The following is a 15,779-nucleotide window of genomic DNA, read 5'->3' on the forward strand; positions in this document are numbered from 1 at the left end:
GGTTCTAATGAATATCTATTTATTTGACCCGCTCGGCATTCTGTCCGGGCCGTTTGAGTTGTCAGCGTTTCCGGAGGTCCCGGGGTTTGGCCAATATCTGCCGGGCAATACCGTCCAGCTGGAAAATCCTTTGGCCCAGCCCGAGGCTGGCCACGTATGGGCGCTGGTCGAGGGGAAGCCGCAACAATTGGCCGACTATCGCGGCATGGTTTACCACACGGATACCGGTGCCGAGGATGAGCATGTCGAGCTTGGCGATCTGCCCGAAGGACTGACCGCCAAACCCTGGCCGGGTCAGTTCTACGTGTGGGCTGGTGGTGACTGGGTTCTGGATGCGGTGGCGCAGATTGCAGCGGCGCAAGCGGGAGAGCGAGCGTGGCGCAATGCGCAAATTGCGAGCACCGATTATCTGGTCATGCCTGATTACCCGCTAAGCGCCGATCAACGCGCGGAGCTGTATGCCTATCGACAGGCTCTGCGCAACTGGCCGGAAGCCGGGCAGTTCCCGGATCAAAAAGACCGACCGGTGTCGCCGAGTTGGATCGCCGACCAACCCAAATAAACGCCCCGCACTGACGGGGCGTTTTCTTTTCCATTACGCGTAACACGAATATCCCTGACAGCCTCGCTTATGTGGGGCTTTTTCGTTTCTGGAGATTGAGCCTTATGAGTTTCTTTCACGGCGTCACCACTTCGTTGATCGACAACGGCGCACGGACTATTTCGCTGCCGTCGTCGTCGATCATCGGCCTGTGCGACACCTTCACCCCGGGCCTGCTCGGCGGCGGTACGGCCAAGGCCGGCGAGCTGGTGTTACTCACGTCCGAGCGCGAAGCCATTGCCGCGTTCGGCCCTGACTCGGCGATCACCAAGGCCGCCCAGGCGATCTACGTGCGCGCCAAAGCGGTGATCGTCGCGATCGGCGTGCCCAAGCTGGAAGACGCGGCGCTGCAAACGTCCGCCATTATTGGTGGGGTGCTGGCTGGTGGTCAGCGTACCGGCCTGCATGCGCTGCTGGACGGCAAGAGCAAGCACAACGCCCAGCCCAAGCTGTTGATCGCCCCGGGGCATTCGTCGACCCAGGCCGTGGCCACTGCCATGGATGCCCTGGCCGCCAAGTTGCGCGCGATGGCCATCCTCGACGGCCCGAACACCACCGATGAAGCGGCCCTGGCCTACGCCCTGGAGTTCGGCAGCAAGCGTCTGTACATGGTCGATCCCGGCGTCAAGTACTGGGACTCGGTATTGAGCGCAACCATCGACGCGCCGGGTTCGGCCTGGGTGGCGGGCCTGTTTGCCTGGACCGACGCCACATACGGCTACTGGGCATCGCCGTCGAACAAAGAATTTGTCGGCATCACCGGCACCACGCGTCCGATCGAGTACCTGGACGGCGACGAAACTTGCCGGGCCAACCTGCTGAATAACGCGAACATCGCGACGATCATTCGGGACGGCGGCTATCGCCTGTGGGGCAACCGCACGCTGTCCAGCGATCCGAAATGGGCGTTCGTCACCCGGGTGCGGACCTGCGACATCCTCATGGATGCGATCCAGGCCGGACACAAGTGGGCGGTCGATCGCTCGATCACCAAGACCTACGTACAGGACGTGACGACTGGGCTTCAGGCGTTTATGGCGGACCAGAAGAACGCCGGCGCGGTGATCAACTTCGAAGTCTACGCCGACACGGAGCGGAACACGGCCAGCCAAATCGAGCAGGGCAAAGTGTTCTGGCGCATCCGCTTCACCGACGTGCCGCCAGCCGAAAACCCGAATTTCCTCATTGAAGTCACCAACGAATGGTTGACCGAAGTTCTTGAAACCGCCTAAGGGGGCCGCTCAATGATTCCTCAAGTTCTCTCCAACATGAACGCGTTTGTCGACGGTGTGAGTTTCGCCGGCGACGTGCCCACCCTGTCGCTGCCCAAGCTGACGCAAAAGACCGACGACTATCAGGGCGGCGGCATGTCCGCACCGATCGAAATGGGCATGGGCCTGGAAAAACTGGAAGCGGCATTTACCACCAACGGCGTGCGCCGTGAGTCGCTGAAGTACTTCGGTCTGGCCGATCAGACCGCTTGCACCATCGTGTTTCGGGGCGCTTTCAAGGGCCTGAAAGGCGCGATCACGCCGGTGGTGGTCACCCTGCGCGGCGGCATCAAAGAGGTCGACATGGGCGACTGGAAACCGGGCGACAAGGCGGAAATCAAGCATGCGATCAAGGGCATTTATTACAAGCTCGAAATCGACGGGCGCGTGATGTACGAGATCGACCCGCTCAACATGATTCAGGTGGTCGACGGTGTCGATCAACTGGCGGCAGAACGCTCGGCCATCGGCCTCTAAGGACTACAGAACATGACTCAAGTAAGCCAAGACAGCACCGTCCCAGCTTTGCCGAAGTGGCTGAAGCTGGCCGATGAGGGCGTTACCGTAACGCTCAAATACAGCACCGTGATCAGCGGCGTCATGACCGATGCCCTGACCATTCGCGCGCCCAGCATGAAGGACTGGCGCGCCTCCAAGATCGCCAGCAACGGCGACTATGAAAAACAGGAACTGTCGTTGTTCAGCAGCCTGACCGGGCTGTCTGAGGAGGAGCTGCTGACCTTGAAATATAAGGACTACCAGCGCCTTTCGGCGGGCTATTTTCGCCTGGTCGACGAAGACGACGTTTAACGCCGTCACGCTCAGGGACACGGCCCAGCGCTTGGCAAAAGAGACGGGGTTCTCTGCTGCCGAGATCGAGGCTATGCCCTTTGATCAGATGCTGTGGTGGCTCACGGATTGAGCCGCCTTTGAACTCCCCGACGTATAGGGCACGCACATGGCGAATAAACTCGCGCTCGGCCTGGTCATTGGCGGGGCGGTCAGCTCCACGGTGGGCTCGGCGTTCAAGGATGTCACCAGCCGCATCAAGCGGCTGGAGGCGGAAGGCAAAAAAGCCCGGGTGCTGGAAAAGACCATTGGCGACACCATGCGGTTGCGCGATGAGTGGCGCAAGGCGCACATGGCGGGCGAGAAGGGTGCCAGCGCCCTGCTGAAACAGCTTGAGGGCAATATCAGCAGCCTGAAAAAGCAAGGTGTGGAAGTTCACAATCTGACCAAGGCTTACACGGCCATGGGGCAGGCGGCGAACAAGGCCGAGCGGAAGGCCAAGGGTCACCAGCAGCTCGACGAGGGCAAGCAGAAACTCAAAGGCAGCGTTGGCCAGGCGGTGGCCGCTACGGCGGCGATGGCGATTCCGACCAAGGTCAGCGCGGACTATGGCGCGATCATTCGTGACATTGCGATCAAGTCGAACATTGCCAACAAGCCCGAAGAGGCGCAGCTGTCGAGGAAGATTGTCGACACCTCGCGTGACACCGGCATGGCGCGCAATCAGGTGGCCGAGGTGGTCAACGCCCTGGTAGGGGCGGGCATGGAGCTGGACAAGGCCCTGCAATACGCCCCGACTGCCGCCAAGTTCGTCGTCGGGCAGGGCTCGGACGGTGGCGAAACGGCGCGCATGATCAACGCCCTGGGCCAGAACGCCAAAATCACCGATCCGGCGATCATGCAAAAGGCTCTGGAAGCGATCGCGTATCAGGGGCAGGCAGGCAGTTTTGAAGCGGCCGACATGGCCCGTTGGTTTCCCGAGCTATTGGCGAACATGGGCGCTCTGAAAATCACCGGGATGGATTCGGTCACACAACTGGGTTCGATGCTTCAGGTGCAGATGAAGACCGCTGGCGGCGCAGATGAAGCAGCCAACAACCTGAAAAACTGGATGGGCAAGATCGGTTCCGGCGACACGGTCGAGGCCTACAAAAAGGCCGGTATCGACTATCAGGCGTCGATGAATACCGGCCTGCAGAATGGCAAGTCCACGTTGGAATCCAGCTTTGAGCTGGCGCAAAAATACATCGCGGCGACCGACCCGAAGAAGGCCGCCGCGATGGCCGAGGCCACGGCCAACATCAGCCAGGAGACTGACCCGGAAAAGGCTAAGGCCATGATCACGGCGTTAGAGGAAGCCTTGCGCACCGGCGACTTGTTTGCCGACATGCAGGTCAAGGCGGCGTTGACTGCTTACATGCAGAACAAGGAGCTGTACGCCAATCTCAAAAAGGACTCGGCGAATGCCACCGGGATCTTGGATAAGAACCTGGAGGAGCGCCGGCAGTCGTCGGCGCAGAAATGGTCGGAAATGGCGCAAGGCACGGACGACGCCATGCGCGCGATCGGAGACGCGTTCCGCCCGGTTACGGACAAGGTGGCCGACGGGCTGACCTATGTCGCCAAAGGGCTGAGCAAGCTGTCGGACGAATCGCCTAGAGTGGTGACCGGCATCGGCGCGGCCGTGGCGGCGGTGATCGCCTTTCAGGGCGCCATGAGTACCTTCAAGATCGCCAAGGGCTTGCTGAACATCGGGCGCGGCTCGCTGATGGGTAATCCGAACATCCCGCAGAAGGTCATTGTGGTAGGTGGCGGTGGCGGTGGGCTGGATGCTGGCGACTTCGATGCCGAAGGCAGGAATGGCAAGCAAGGCAAGAAGGGTGGGCGGGGTGGTGGTCGAAGTGGCGGCGGTGGTCGAGGTCGCGGTGTCGGCTCGGCTGTCAAAGGCGCAGCGGTGGTCGCGGTGGTGGATGCCGGTTTTAAGGCCTACGACACTTATCAGAACGCCGAAACGCGAGACGAGAAGGCCGAAGGTTATGGCGCGGCCGCCGGTGGTTTGGCGGGAACGTTGTCCGGGGCTGCGGCTGGGGCCGCGCTCGGCACGATGCTTCTGCCGGTCATTGGTACCGCTGTTGGCGGCCTGATCGGCGGTGTTCTCGGCAATATGGGCGGTGACGCCTTGGGTGGCTACCTCGGTAAGTCGGCATTTGGTACGCCTGACGCGCTGAAGCGGATGCCGGCGGCCGGGCCGCTGATGATGGCTGCGGCCGGCAAGGACATCCCGCCGGTATTGGGCGGAATTTCCCGGTCATTCGCACCCTCGACCACCGGGCCGTTGATGCTGACCCATCCCGGCAAAGGCGCTGGGCCCGGGGCGAGCGTCGCGGCTACGGCGGCAGCGGCGGCGCCCGTCATGCCAGCGCCGCCGGTGTCGTATGACCCGCGCGACCTGGAGTCGAAAGACGCCATGTTGCTGCCGCACTTTGCCAACAAGGTGCGCTTTCCGGGTTCTGAGCTGCGTCGACCCAAGGTCATTAAGTCGGGTTTGGAAGATCCCGCCCCGCAACCGGGTGACGCCGCGAAAGCCATGATGTTGCCCCCGGCCAGTGCGGACGCGGCGGCCGGGGCACTGGTCAAGCCGATGGCGGCGAAAGCGGAGGCGGCCAAGGTCGAGTCGAACGTAGCGATTCAGGCGCCGTTCTCGCTGACGGTCAACGGCGACGTGAAGGATGGCAATCAGCTTTTTGCGCAGATCAAGCCGCAGCTCGATCAGTACTATCGCGACATGGCCAAGCAGGTGGGGAGCGCTCAACTGTTTGACGCGCCGCACGTTTAATCGGGAGGGCATATGTCTGATCAAAACAAGACCGCATTGCAGCGATTACAGTCGGGGCTGGGTTTCCTGGCCTCGGCCGGGGAAACCGGGCGGCGCAGCCTGGACGGCATGTTGGGGCCAGTGAATGGTGCGATCGGGGAAATCACCGGCGCCGCGTCCGAGCTGGAGGGGCTGCCCTTTGTCGGGCCGGCGGTCGGCGCCCAGCTTCAGCGCGTCATGCGTGGGGTGAATGCCGCTCAGGCCCAGGTCGGGAAAGTGGTGGCCATGTACGGCACGGCCACCCGGGCGCTGTCGCAAATTGATGAGCGCATGGGCGTGCTGAAGGAGCAGGCGGGCAAGGCGGCGACGGCGATCGGCAAGATCGCCGGCAAGGTCAGCCCGGCGCTGGCCAACATTGTGCCCACGGGGGCGTTTGCCACGGACCAGACGCCGGCACCGGAGGCGGTGAAACCGTTCCCGCACCTGCTGATCATCCAGCCGCAAGATCCCAAGGCGCAGCCGTACTTCTTCAACCTCGACACGGCGGCCTTTGACGAACTGCGGCGCTCGACCGAATTCCGCTGGGCCTCCCAGGAACGTCTGTCGCGGCGACCGGCGCAGCAAGGTGTAGGCATGGGGGACGAAAAGATCACGCTCAAGGGCGCGATTTTCCCCGGCTTCAAGGGCGGTCTGAAGCAGCTCGACACCCTGCGCGCACTCGGCGCCCAGCTCAAGCCGCTGACCCTGACCACGGGTTATGGCGACGTGCTGGGCACCTGGTGCCTGAAAAGCATCGAGGAAGAACAAAGCTCGCTGATGCAAGGCGGGATCCCGCGTAAACAAGGGTTCACTCTGGAGTTTGGGCACTATGGCGACGACATGCAGAACGTCTGATGGGGATCTGCTGGACACCATCTGCCATAACTTCTATGGCCACCTCAACGGCAGCGTGGAAGCGGTACTCGATGCCAATCAGGGGCTGGCCGAAGAGGCGCAGCCCTATCGCGACGGTGTGGTTATCGTGCTGCCGGATCTGGCGCCGCCGGCTCAGGAGCAGGTGACCTTGTGGGACTGATGCCGTCCGGAGTATTCGCCGGCGAATGATCGCGTTACGCGTAACGAACCGTGACTACCTTGAGCCCGCCTTGTGCGGGTTTTCTTTTGGAAGCAATCCATGACCCCTATGTTTCGTATCGTGGCCGATGGTGCCGATATAACCGGCCTGATCAACGATCGGCTGATACAGCTCAGCACCACCGACAAGCCGGGCATGGATTCGGACACGTTCGAATTGCGCATTGATGACCGTGATGGGCTGGTGACGTTACCCCGGCGCGGGATCGGCATTGAGATCTATCTGGGCTATGTCGAGACGGGACTGGCTCGCCTGGGCCGCTACGTGGTCGATGCGGTCACGGTGTCCGGTCCGCCGGATACGATCGTGATCAAGGGCAAGGCCAGCGACATGCGCGGCAGTGGCAAGACCGTGCGCAGCGGGAGCTGGGAGGACGTGCCGCTGTCGAAAATTGTCGGTGATATCGCCGCGCGCAACGAGTGGCAGGCGGTGTGCCCGGTGTCGACGAAGGTCGCCCGGGCGGACCAGCTCAGCGAATCGGATTTTAATTTCATCACGCGCCTGGCTAAACAGTACGACTGCACCGCCAAGGTCGCCGATGGCAAATTGTTGGTGATGCCGCGTCAGGGTGGGCAGACCGCCAGCGGCAAGGCCTTCGGTGCGATCACCCTGACGCGCCGCGACGTGAGCCGCTGGCAATTCAACCTTGAAGATCGCAACACGCACAAGTCGGTGGGGACCAAGCACCAAGACCCTAAAACCGGGAAGCTGGTGGTCGTGTCCCTGGAGAATGACGACCTGCCGGCCGGCCTGCCTTCGGTGCATACCGATCGGCATATCTACCACAACAAGACCGCCGCCGAGGCTGCTGCCAAGGCGCGCTTGGCCGCGTTTAACCGCTCGAGCGCCGGCGTGCGTTTCGAAATGGCCGGCCGCACGGATCTGTTCGCCGAACGCTCGATCATTGCCCAGGGCTTCAAGGTCGGCCTCGATGGCGAGTACCTGACCGACTCCGTTGAGCAGGTGTATACCCAGGCCGGCTGGTCGACCACGGTGGAGTGCAACGGCGGCAAGGCCGGCAAGGCGAAGGCCAAAGGTAAGAAACCGAAGAAGGTCGCGAAGCCGCTCAAGGTCGTGACCCTGTAAACGCGCCATTGCGCAATCCCTGACCGCCGCGAGCGGTTTTTTTATCCCTGGAGTTTGTATGTCCATCACGGAACAGCAATTGCTGCGAATCCTCCCGAACGCCCGCCGCCAAGCGGGCGTTTTTGTATCCGCCCTGAACACGGCGATGGCCCATCGGCAGATCAACACACCGACGCGGCAGGCTGCGTTCCTGGCCCAAGTCGGGCACGAATCTGGTCAACTGCAGTACGTCCGGGAGCTGGGTGGCGATCAGTACCTGAGCAAATACGACACCGGCAACCTGGCTGAAAAACTGGGCAATAGCCCGGAACCGGACGGAGATGGCCAGCGCTATCGCGGTCGCGGCCTGATCCAGGTGACCGGCCGCAACAATTACCTGCGCTGCAGCTTGGCACTGTTCGGTGACGAGCGATTGTTGCGCACCCCTGAGCTGCTCGAGCAGCCGCAATGGGCGGCCGAGTCGGCGGCGTGGTTCTGGTGGGTACGTGAGCTGAACACCCTGGCGGATCGGGATGAGTTCGAAGCGATCACCCGCAAGATCAACGGGGGGCTCAATGGCCTGGCCGATCGGCTGCAACTGTGGACCCGGGCGAGGGCAGTGTTATGTGTGTCGTCGACCTGATCCCCGCATCGTACCGGCTGTTAGCCATTGGCGTGCTGCTGACCGCATTGGCCGGCGGATCTGCCGCGTCGGCCTGGAAGGTTCAGGACTGGCGTTACGGCCAGCAACTCGCCGAACAGGCCGGCCTGCACAAGGACGATCTGATCGCCATCAGCAACGCCACCGCTGATCAACTGCGCACGGCACAGGACCATCGTCTGGCCCTGGAGCAGCGGCTGTCGGCCAGTGAACAAACCCACTACAAGGAACTGAGCGATGCTCAACACAACCAGGCTCGCCTGCGCGATCGCCTTGCCACTGCTGATCTGCGGTTGTCGGTCCTACTCGACGCCACCGCTGCAGCCAGTGGTGACACAGTGTCAGCCGCCACCCCAACCGGCGGCGTGGTTCATGGAGGAGCGCGTGCCCAACTTGACCCAGCGAATGCTCAACGAATTATCGGCATCACCGATGCCGGCGACCAAGGATTGATTGCCTTGGCGGCCTGTCAGGCCTACGCCAAAGAAGTCTCAACAGCGAAGTGAAAAAGAGCGACCGGAGTGGATGCGTCAACATCCAACCCGGTCGCCGTCCCTGCAGATTGCCCCTGCAAGTCCAGCCAAGGCTCTTACTCCGTGCACGAAGCGCGGCGAGCCTAGCACCTGTTTATCCATACAGTAAAGGCCTTGCTATCAATGTCTACACCCATCATCCCTTGGATGGGCGGCAAACGCCGCCTAGCCGACCGTCTCATCCCGCTCTTCCCGCCACACGAATGCTACGTCGAAGTCTTTGCCGGCGGTGCCGCACTCTACTTCATGCGACCCCAGGCAGCGCCGGTCGAAGTTCTCAACGACATCAACGGCGACCTGGTCACGCTGTACCGCGTCGTGCAAAACCACCTTGAAGAGTTTGTGCGCCAGTTCAAATGGGCGCTCAGCTCGCGCCAGGTGTTCGAGTGGCAGAAGATGACCCGTCCCGAAACCCTCACCGACATCCAGCGTGCCGCCCGATTCTTCTACCTGCAGCACCATGCCTTTGCCGGCAAGGTCACTGGGCAGACGTTCGGTACCGCTACAACCGGCCCGGCTATCAACCTGCTGCGGATCGAGGAAAACCTCTCGGCCGCCTGGCAGCGCCTGTCCGGCACTTACGTCGAAAACCTCCCTTGGCTTGAATGTGCTGAACGCTATGATCGTGCCCACACCTTCCACTACATGGACCCGCCTTACTGGCAGACCGCCGGCTATGGCGTCGAATTTCCGTTTGAGAACTACGAGCGCATGGCTGACTTCATGCGGCGCTGCAAGGGCAAGGTGATGGTCAGCATCAATGACCACCCTGATATCCGCCGGGTGTTTGAGGGCTTCCACTTCGAGACCTTGGACATCCGCTATTGCAACACCAATCAACGGCAGGGCAAGGCCGAGGTGAGTGGTGAACTGGTGATCATGAACTGGGAGCCGGCAGAGTTGGGAGGATTGTTCTGATCACCATGGAGCGTATCCCGGGCAACCGACACCCCAGAGCTGCAACAGCTCAGTAAGTTTTATCAAAAACTCAACGGTCGCCATAAGAAGAGTCAGCACATTCATTTTTTATTCTCGCAAAGAAATATGCCGCGCTTAATGGCGCGGTAGCTGAGAGGGAGGAAGTGAATCTGTTTTTAAACTAGTTGTTTAAAGCAGCGTTCGTCAATGGTTTATCGCAATTAATTGAACTTTAGGCGGCGAGCACGTCGGATACATTGCCCTAGGGCTATGGGTGTATATGGCGAGCGGGGATTAGGGGTATGGGTGTATATGACGAGCGAGGATTAGGGCTTTGGGTGTATATGGGGTGTTGGTTTTTCTCCGGCTGTTTATTACACGAAAAGTGGAAGTTACGTACGTACTTAAGTAAGTAACTGTCCCGCCATTTTCTGTAAGTATGGACGGAAGTAGTCGTTATTGCTGGGCTTGGCTAGTTGAAAGGGCTTACACATTAACGCTGTTAATTACACAAAAAGTGTAAATCATGTCGTAAACACTTCAACCGCATCGAGCTGATCAAAGCAGTAATGGGTCGGCCGGTGCAATAAGTGCTGCACCCTGATTGCGGACATTGCCTACTGCGCGATCAACCTTGAACCACTCGAATGCCTCGGTCGGCTCTCCCTGAAGCAGCACTATCTGTTCGGCGCGCTCCTTGGGCGTGCCCGGGTCCAGCCATTCGCGAGCGAGTTCCGGTGATAACGTCACTGGCCGCCGGTCGTGTATGTCCACCATGCCGCCGGCGCTGTCGGCGGTGATGATGACGAAGCCATCATGCTCGCCTGGTTCGTGCTCGCCGATGGGATATTGGCCAATCGCCGCGCAGAGGATTGGTGTCCGGTCGCGGTGGCGAATTAGGTAGGGCTGTTTCTTCGGCCCGCCTTCATCAACCCACTCAAACCAGTTGTCGATCGCGATGATCGCCCGGTGTGGCCAGATCGCTCTGAAGAATGGGCCATGGGCGACTTTCTCGACCCTAGCATTGATCGGTGCGGCGCGGTCTTTGGCCCAGTGCGGGCGCCAACCCCAGCGAACCATGTCTGCGCGCAGGTATTCTCCATCCCGGTGAAAGAGGGCGAGCTGCGTGGTCGGCGCGGCGTTATAGCGCTCGAAAGGCTGGTCGCCGGCATAGTTGATTAGGGCGTTTGGGATGCTGAGTGCCGCGACGAAGTCGTGAATGCCCCGGTACTGGGAAAGGCGTCCGCACATGATTGCACCCTCCGGCTGTGTATTCAGGGTAGACCAGCGGCCAAAGGCTTCGTTACAAACCCTCTGCCAGCGCATCTCGGGCAATCTTCACGCCGGTCAAAACGATCAAGGCAAGCGGGGCAGGTGCGGAACCTGGCTAGATCGAGACGCGGCCGCACTCTTTCGAAAGCACCTAGATCACAGCCCTCTTTGGCAACTTGGGCAGCATCCACCAATGCGCGGTAGAGGTCGGGATCCTCGATCGGCTCGTAGGTGACGCCCTCGACTGTTCTTCCCGTTTCTATGAGATCGTACTGCTGCCCATCCGGTAGGGTTAAGGTAAGCCCGGTAATTCTCGCAATTACCCCGGACGGGTTGAATACAAGGTTCGCTCCAGTGGCATCGCGGTAAATTTTCCCGTCATAGGAGGATCGCGCACCGTCGGCCAGCGTGCTCGTGGCATAGAAAATTGAACGCCCAATCTTGCCAAACAGCTCGGTGCTTCCGTGCCGCATGACGTCGTAGGCAGAGGCGCCGCAGTAGCGGCTCGGCGTGGTCTGCAATTCTTCCACGGCGTGCCAGTAGGCGGCGTTCGCCATCTCGTTCAGGTCGAACTGCTGGAGTTTATCGATCAACCCCTCGACGACCAGGGTCGCGCTCATTGAATGAAGGGTCTGTCGGTGGGCTTCAGGGTTCTGCATTCGAAAGTCGTGGTCGTCGAGGGTCGAGCGCCACTGCTGAAGCCTCAGCGCTTTAGCCTGGTCGAAATTCATGGGAACGAGCTCGTTGTACAAATACTGGTTGCATGTACAGTACTCGAGGCGTAACTATCGTGGCGAGGGTGAGGCGACGAGCAGCAGGATTTAAGCTAGATGAGAGGACCGCTATCGACCCATAGCGGACTGTGCTCATGGTTCACATCTGAATTTGCAGTCGACGGCGCAGCAAATTGTCCAACCACTCCTCTGCGCGGCGCGACTGGTTCTGCACGTGGTAAGGGAAGTGCTGCCGCATTCGACGGAGCTTGGGATCTAACGGTGCCTCGCTAGCACAGTACTTGCCCCCTAGGCAGATCCTCGGCAAATTGATGACCGCGCTACGTAGGCGGGGCGCTTCTCCCGACGTCGCCGAGTACCATTCTGGTTATAAATGGGGTGGCATCTGAGCGGCCATTGTACGCTCAGATGCTACTGCTTTTCTAATTATTGAACCCTGCTATGAAGTTCTCATAGGAACCCTGTGCTCCAGAAAGGTGAGCATTGAGGGTCTGCAATGGTCTCCCCAACTTAAAGCGTCGCTGTTGACCAGCCCCTCGGTTCTCGATTTCTTCGACGACTTTGGTGGAAATCAAATCAGGTAAGGTATAATCAATAAAGGTTTGACCCCGATCACCCAACTTAATCTTAATCACAGACTCGCTGATATGGGTGCTGCGCATAAAATAGCGAAATAACTTCTCAACACTTACGAGTCTTTCATCCATCGACAATGACTCAACATCCACTGCCTCCGCTACTTCTCCGCCATTCAAAAAAGTATTGTGCTTAGCTAGATAAGCCTTGATAGCATTTGGCTCCCAAATTTCCAGACTCGTTTCGTCGAACCGAATGGAATCAATAGTGCACGAGGTGAAAGTATTACGACCAATATTTGTCGAAGGAAAAAGCCTCAACTGCCCAAAAGTACACTCTACAAATTCACACGAAGCAATCTCCGTGGCTTCATAACTGCTATGCGAAAAATAACACTTGAAAAACAAGATTCCGCTTAACTTACAATCACGCATAGAATCTACGCCGAAGACCATACCTTCTAATTCAAGCCCATTAGAATCTATGTCGCTGATAATTTTTAGTACTAGGTTGCCACAATTCTCTTTTGTATAAGAGGCCTGCCCATCGAGCTTGCTAATTGAAGCAAGAAATTTAGCCACCTCAAGTTTTTTATCGTCGCTCTCTCTCCTTACAGCCCGAATAAATTCGAGCTGAGAATTTTCAGGCAGAATACCTCGACGCAGCACGCTCAGCGCTTCAGAAGCCGCGCTTTTGGTTAGCGGAAGAACGATGCGTGCTAGGCCGTCGCCTAAGAAGTACTGACGAAATTCATCATGATCAAACTCCACCGCAAGATTAATGTCAGGAGACGCAATAAGTAACGCATGCCCTCTAATCCGGTCGCGCACCTGCTGGGATTGCAATGAAGACTTACGCTTCAACTCACAGAAATACTCAGCTACAACGTCCAAATGATCTTGCTTCAAGTACTCAATACGACTTTCCCACATATTGATGGCAATTAAAGATAAAAGCTCACAATGTTCCTCCACCGTGATTAAGGTTGCCCCCATTTCGCCGGATCTATCAATCCACTTTTCGTTGGCTTCGCGCTCAATAATGCTACGAACAAAGACAGAAAAGAAATCCGAACCGGACGCATGAATTTTCTCAATGAATTCCTCGAGCGACACACTTTCTTGTGCGATGTCAACTAATCGTCGTACCAATACGGGTCGTGTTAATAGAGAATGATCCGAGCCTAAACGTTCCGCGACCCTCTGATAAATCTCTCTTGAATTTTTCAGCTTGCGATTATTGCAATACTGTAGGAATTGAGCTTCTTCCCATCTATTCAGTTCTAGCTTAGAGAAGCCCACTGAAAAACTGCTGATAGTATCGTAAAGTTTTTCTTGCGACTTAAGATTTTCAAATTCAAAATAAGCTTTACGGGCAGCAATAACAACTGCTCCCGTAGAATTCAATGCACCGACCAGAATACCCATCGCAGATAGAGCTTCTCCGGAGCTGTTCTCTACGAACATTTCCTCAAAGCCATCGAATGCTGGGATAATCACACCCATCCTGACGAGAGCCAAAAAAGAATTGTAATACAGAAACGGAAATCTATATTTATTCTGCAACGCCCCAACGGTGATATCATCAAAACGTAAAAAATGTCTGCCCCCCAGAATAATGGGAACTAAAAGCCAATCCGAACTGCCTTCCGAAAACTTAGCCGCTTGTTTTCTAGCAGCCGCATTGATTAGTGAGGTCTTACCCTCACCCGCATCGCTTGTGACATAAAGCACAGTTGTTTCGAGCGGGCTATCTGTATCCAACGTCTTTAGTGTTTCGCTGAGCGCATCTGCGATGTGAAAAACTTTCCCATCTGGACTTGCTTCCAAGGTCGGTAAAAGGTCAGCTGCTGGGGAGACAAAATTTGGATGATTGGGAATCTGCTCAAGAATTCGCGAGCTTAATAGCTGCAATTTCGCCAACCTTTCGACTATCCACCTGCTCGCAGAGATCTCTCCAGCCCCTTCATTAATGAAAATATCTCCAAACTTCGAGGAAATCACAGCTTCAACGACATCGCCATTAATAGGAAACATCATTCGCTGACTATCAAAGATGATCTCCGACCCAGGATCGGCAAATGTTGCCACAATAGATTTAAAAGTATCGATCTGCATTATTGTATCCCTAACTCGATTAGCGTCGAAGATCCCACTTTTATCGGCAACAACGCATTACTCATTTGCGGATGCACCCGAACAACATTAGCGCCCCTCAACAGCAACGTTCTAATTGGAGGTAAGAAATCATCGTCCGCACTTAATATGAAGATAAAATCGTATGCTTGATTGGCGAGATACATCAGGTCGCAAGTGAGCATAGTATCGACAAGCTTTTGCTCGTGCCTATAAACCAGCGAGTTTCCACCTGTAACACAGCCCTGCGTCGGACAACTTCCTTTTTGCAGAAGCTTTTTCGCTAAAGGTAGAGGGCAGGTCAAGGTGCTACAGCCGACAGATGCAGGAGTTTCCACACGTATATTGCTTGGGCGCCCCTTTCTGCGATAAGTATTGAATAACTGATGGCCCGGCTCTTCCAACAGCGAAACAGCGAGCTCCGCTGTCGTTCTTAAAACGATTATCCCACCGCGATCATTCGGAACGCGCAATAAAGCGGGAAACTCGCTATGAATATTTACGGAGAGTTGCTGCGACAATACGCTTAGATTATCGCCCTCATACCACCCGCCGTATAATCGAACTTCACAGGCTCCCATGCTCTTGAGAAACATCTCCGAAGCTTGAGTAAGTGTTTTTTGCACGACATCTAAAACCCCTGCAGACTTCTGAAGGGGGCTAAGATTATCGTAATCAATACATATAGCTATCTTCATTCTTAAACCGCACCATAAGGCAAAAAGAGAATAGGTTTAAGATAATGGGTCTCAAACGGACCATTTATGCGATTCATCTCCACCATAGTGATACTCGCGCTGGAGAAGGCAACCAAACTGTGAATACAACTAGGGAAGCCAATAATAGGGTAGAGCCTATGCATGGGATCCTTCCAAGCAAGGTTGAAGTGGGTTTTCCAGTACAGCTGACAGGAGCTTAGCACGGGTTGAGCAGGTCATTACCACTACCGACCTGCGAAGTAGAGTGGTTTTGTAGTGGACGAATCTCGTCCCCCCGTTGCTTCAGCTCCTGTGCATTGGGCAGCTCTTGAGGCCGGTCCGCCCCGCCTCGCTGCTTTCATATTTTCGCGGCGGTGATCGTGTGCCTCGCAGAGCAAGAGACCGTGGAGCCGGTGGCGACTAAAAGTGGGGGTGTAGCTAGGGTTCGGGCTTGCCAGCACCCGTACAACACACATCTTGTCGTCTCTCGCTACGTGTAAAACTGCACCGCTATGCGTCTAGGTTTTGCTCAGTGATTTCAAATTGCACTGAATTCGGGGTTTTCCGCAGTCCTTA

The 15,779-nt window shown here is 57.2% G+C and carries 15 protein-coding genes; 11 read left to right on the forward strand and 4 right to left on the reverse strand.

Annotation, left to right across the window (positions count from 1 at the left end; genetic code table 11):
- Window positions 1-7: 7 nt before the first annotated feature.
- The 11 genes from PMI27_RS23660 (at window position 8) to PMI27_RS23610 (ending at window position 9,788) form a co-directional block, all read left to right on the forward strand.
- Window positions 8-562, forward strand: a complete 555-nt coding sequence (locus PMI27_RS23660) for a phage tail assembly chaperone (RefSeq protein WP_008153650.1) — start codon at window positions 8-10, stop codon at window positions 560-562.
- A gap of 104 nt (window positions 563-666) precedes the next feature.
- A complete protein-coding gene (locus PMI27_RS23655; RefSeq protein WP_008153651.1) occupies window positions 667-1,833 on the forward strand; it encodes a phage tail sheath subtilisin-like domain-containing protein in 1,167 nt (388 codons plus the stop codon).
- A gap of 12 nt (window positions 1,834-1,845) precedes the next feature.
- A complete protein-coding gene (locus PMI27_RS23650; protein WP_008153652.1) occupies window positions 1,846-2,349 on the forward strand; it encodes a phage major tail tube protein in 504 nt (167 codons plus the stop codon).
- A gap of 12 nt (window positions 2,350-2,361) precedes the next feature.
- A complete protein-coding gene (locus PMI27_RS23645) occupies window positions 2,362-2,682 on the forward strand; it encodes a phage tail assembly protein (RefSeq protein WP_008153653.1) in 321 nt (106 codons plus the stop codon).
- A 148-nt stretch (window positions 2,683-2,830) separates the two neighbouring features.
- Window positions 2,831-5,497 carry a phage tail tape measure protein gene (locus PMI27_RS23640; RefSeq protein WP_008153655.1) on the forward strand — a complete coding sequence of 889 codons (2,667 nt, stop codon included), beginning with the start codon at window positions 2,831-2,833 and terminating at the stop codon, window positions 5,495-5,497.
- 12 nt (window positions 5,498-5,509) lie between these two features.
- A complete protein-coding gene (locus PMI27_RS23635; RefSeq protein ID WP_008153656.1) occupies window positions 5,510-6,370 on the forward strand; it encodes a phage tail protein in 861 nt (286 codons plus the stop codon).
- A complete protein-coding gene (locus tag PMI27_RS23630) occupies window positions 6,345-6,551 on the forward strand; it encodes a tail protein X (RefSeq protein ID WP_008153657.1) in 207 nt (68 codons plus the stop codon). Before PMI27_RS23635 ends, PMI27_RS23630 begins: the two co-directional genes overlap by 26 nt.
- 99 nt (window positions 6,552-6,650) lie before the next feature.
- Window positions 6,651-7,697 (forward strand): phage late control D family protein, encoded by a 1,047-nt coding sequence (locus PMI27_RS23625; RefSeq protein ID WP_008153658.1) that lies wholly within the window; start codon window positions 6,651-6,653, stop codon window positions 7,695-7,697.
- 58 nt (window positions 7,698-7,755) lie between these two features.
- Window positions 7,756-8,319, forward strand: coding sequence for a glycoside hydrolase family 19 protein (locus tag PMI27_RS23620; RefSeq protein WP_008153659.1), 564 nt, complete (start codon window positions 7,756-7,758; stop codon window positions 8,317-8,319).
- The gene (locus PMI27_RS23615) at window positions 8,301-8,843 is read left to right on the forward strand and encodes a lysis system i-spanin subunit Rz (protein WP_008153661.1); all 543 of its coding nucleotides are present in this window, start codon (window positions 8,301-8,303) and stop codon (window positions 8,841-8,843) included. Before PMI27_RS23620 ends, PMI27_RS23615 begins: the two co-directional genes overlap by 19 nt.
- Before the next feature lie 150 nt (window positions 8,844-8,993).
- Complete coding sequence (locus PMI27_RS23610) at window positions 8,994-9,788, forward strand: DNA adenine methylase (RefSeq protein ID WP_008153662.1); 795 nt, start codon at window positions 8,994-8,996, stop codon at window positions 9,786-9,788.
- A gap of 558 nt (window positions 9,789-10,346) precedes the next feature.
- Here the strand turns inward: PMI27_RS23610 and PMI27_RS23605 are convergent.
- The 4 genes from PMI27_RS23605 to PMI27_RS23590 all read right to left on the reverse strand — a co-directional run bounded on the left by PMI27_RS23605 (window position 10,347) and on the right by PMI27_RS23590 (window position 15,203).
- Window positions 10,347-11,039, reverse strand: coding sequence for an SOS response-associated peptidase family protein (locus PMI27_RS23605; RefSeq protein WP_008153663.1), 693 nt, complete (start codon window positions 11,037-11,039; stop codon window positions 10,347-10,349).
- Between the two features lie 23 nt (window positions 11,040-11,062).
- Entirely contained in the window at window positions 11,063-11,791 is a 729-nt protein-coding gene (locus PMI27_RS23600) for a hypothetical protein (RefSeq protein WP_008153664.1), read from the reverse strand.
- 425 nt (window positions 11,792-12,216) lie between these two features.
- Window positions 12,217-14,487 carry a hypothetical protein gene (locus PMI27_RS23595; protein WP_008153665.1) on the reverse strand — a complete coding sequence of 757 codons (2,271 nt, stop codon included), beginning with the start codon at window positions 14,485-14,487 and terminating at the stop codon, window positions 12,217-12,219.
- Window positions 14,487-15,203 carry an NYN domain-containing protein gene (locus tag PMI27_RS23590; protein ID WP_008153666.1) on the reverse strand — a complete coding sequence of 239 codons (717 nt, stop codon included), beginning with the start codon at window positions 15,201-15,203 and terminating at the stop codon, window positions 14,487-14,489. The genes PMI27_RS23595 and PMI27_RS23590 overlap by 1 nt, the downstream gene beginning before the upstream one ends.
- Window positions 15,204-15,779 lie beyond the last annotated feature (576 nt).

The sequence above is a fragment of the Pseudomonas sp. GM41(2012) genome (assembly GCF_000282315.2).
Classification (GTDB): Bacteria; Pseudomonadota; Gammaproteobacteria; order Pseudomonadales; family Pseudomonadaceae; genus Aquipseudomonas.

Coding starts and splice junctions, on each gene's coding strand:
- PMI27_RS23650 (WP_008153652.1), top strand. CDS start 1,846: ATGATTCCTCAAGTTCTCTCCAACATGAACGCGTTTGTCGACGGTGTG.
- PMI27_RS23615 (WP_008153661.1), top strand. CDS start 8,301: ATGTGTGTCGTCGACCTGATCCCCGCATCGTACCGGCTGTTAGCCATT.
- PMI27_RS23600 (WP_008153664.1), bottom strand. CDS start 11,791: ATGAATTTCGACCAGGCTAAAGCGCTGAGGCTTCAGCAGTGGCGCTCG.
- PMI27_RS23625 (WP_008153658.1), top strand. CDS start 6,651: ATGACCCCTATGTTTCGTATCGTGGCCGATGGTGCCGATATAACCGGC.
- PMI27_RS23605 (WP_008153663.1), bottom strand. CDS start 11,039: ATGTGCGGACGCCTTTCCCAGTACCGGGGCATTCACGACTTCGTCGCG.
- PMI27_RS23590 (WP_008153666.1), bottom strand. CDS start 15,203: ATGAAGATAGCTATATGTATTGATTACGATAATCTTAGCCCCCTTCAG.
- PMI27_RS23655 (WP_008153651.1), top strand. CDS start 667: ATGAGTTTCTTTCACGGCGTCACCACTTCGTTGATCGACAACGGCGCA.
- PMI27_RS23620 (WP_008153659.1), top strand. CDS start 7,756: ATGTCCATCACGGAACAGCAATTGCTGCGAATCCTCCCGAACGCCCGC.
- PMI27_RS23610 (WP_008153662.1), top strand. CDS start 8,994: ATGTCTACACCCATCATCCCTTGGATGGGCGGCAAACGCCGCCTAGCC.
- PMI27_RS23595 (WP_008153665.1), bottom strand. CDS start 14,487: ATGCAGATCGATACTTTTAAATCTATTGTGGCAACATTTGCCGATCCT.
- PMI27_RS23635 (WP_008153656.1), top strand. CDS start 5,510: ATGTCTGATCAAAACAAGACCGCATTGCAGCGATTACAGTCGGGGCTG.
- PMI27_RS23645 (WP_008153653.1), top strand. CDS start 2,362: ATGACTCAAGTAAGCCAAGACAGCACCGTCCCAGCTTTGCCGAAGTGG.
- PMI27_RS23660 (WP_008153650.1), top strand. CDS start 8: ATGAATATCTATTTATTTGACCCGCTCGGCATTCTGTCCGGGCCGTTT.
- PMI27_RS23640 (WP_008153655.1), top strand. CDS start 2,831: ATGGCGAATAAACTCGCGCTCGGCCTGGTCATTGGCGGGGCGGTCAGC.
- PMI27_RS23630 (WP_008153657.1), top strand. CDS start 6,345: ATGGCGACGACATGCAGAACGTCTGATGGGGATCTGCTGGACACCATC.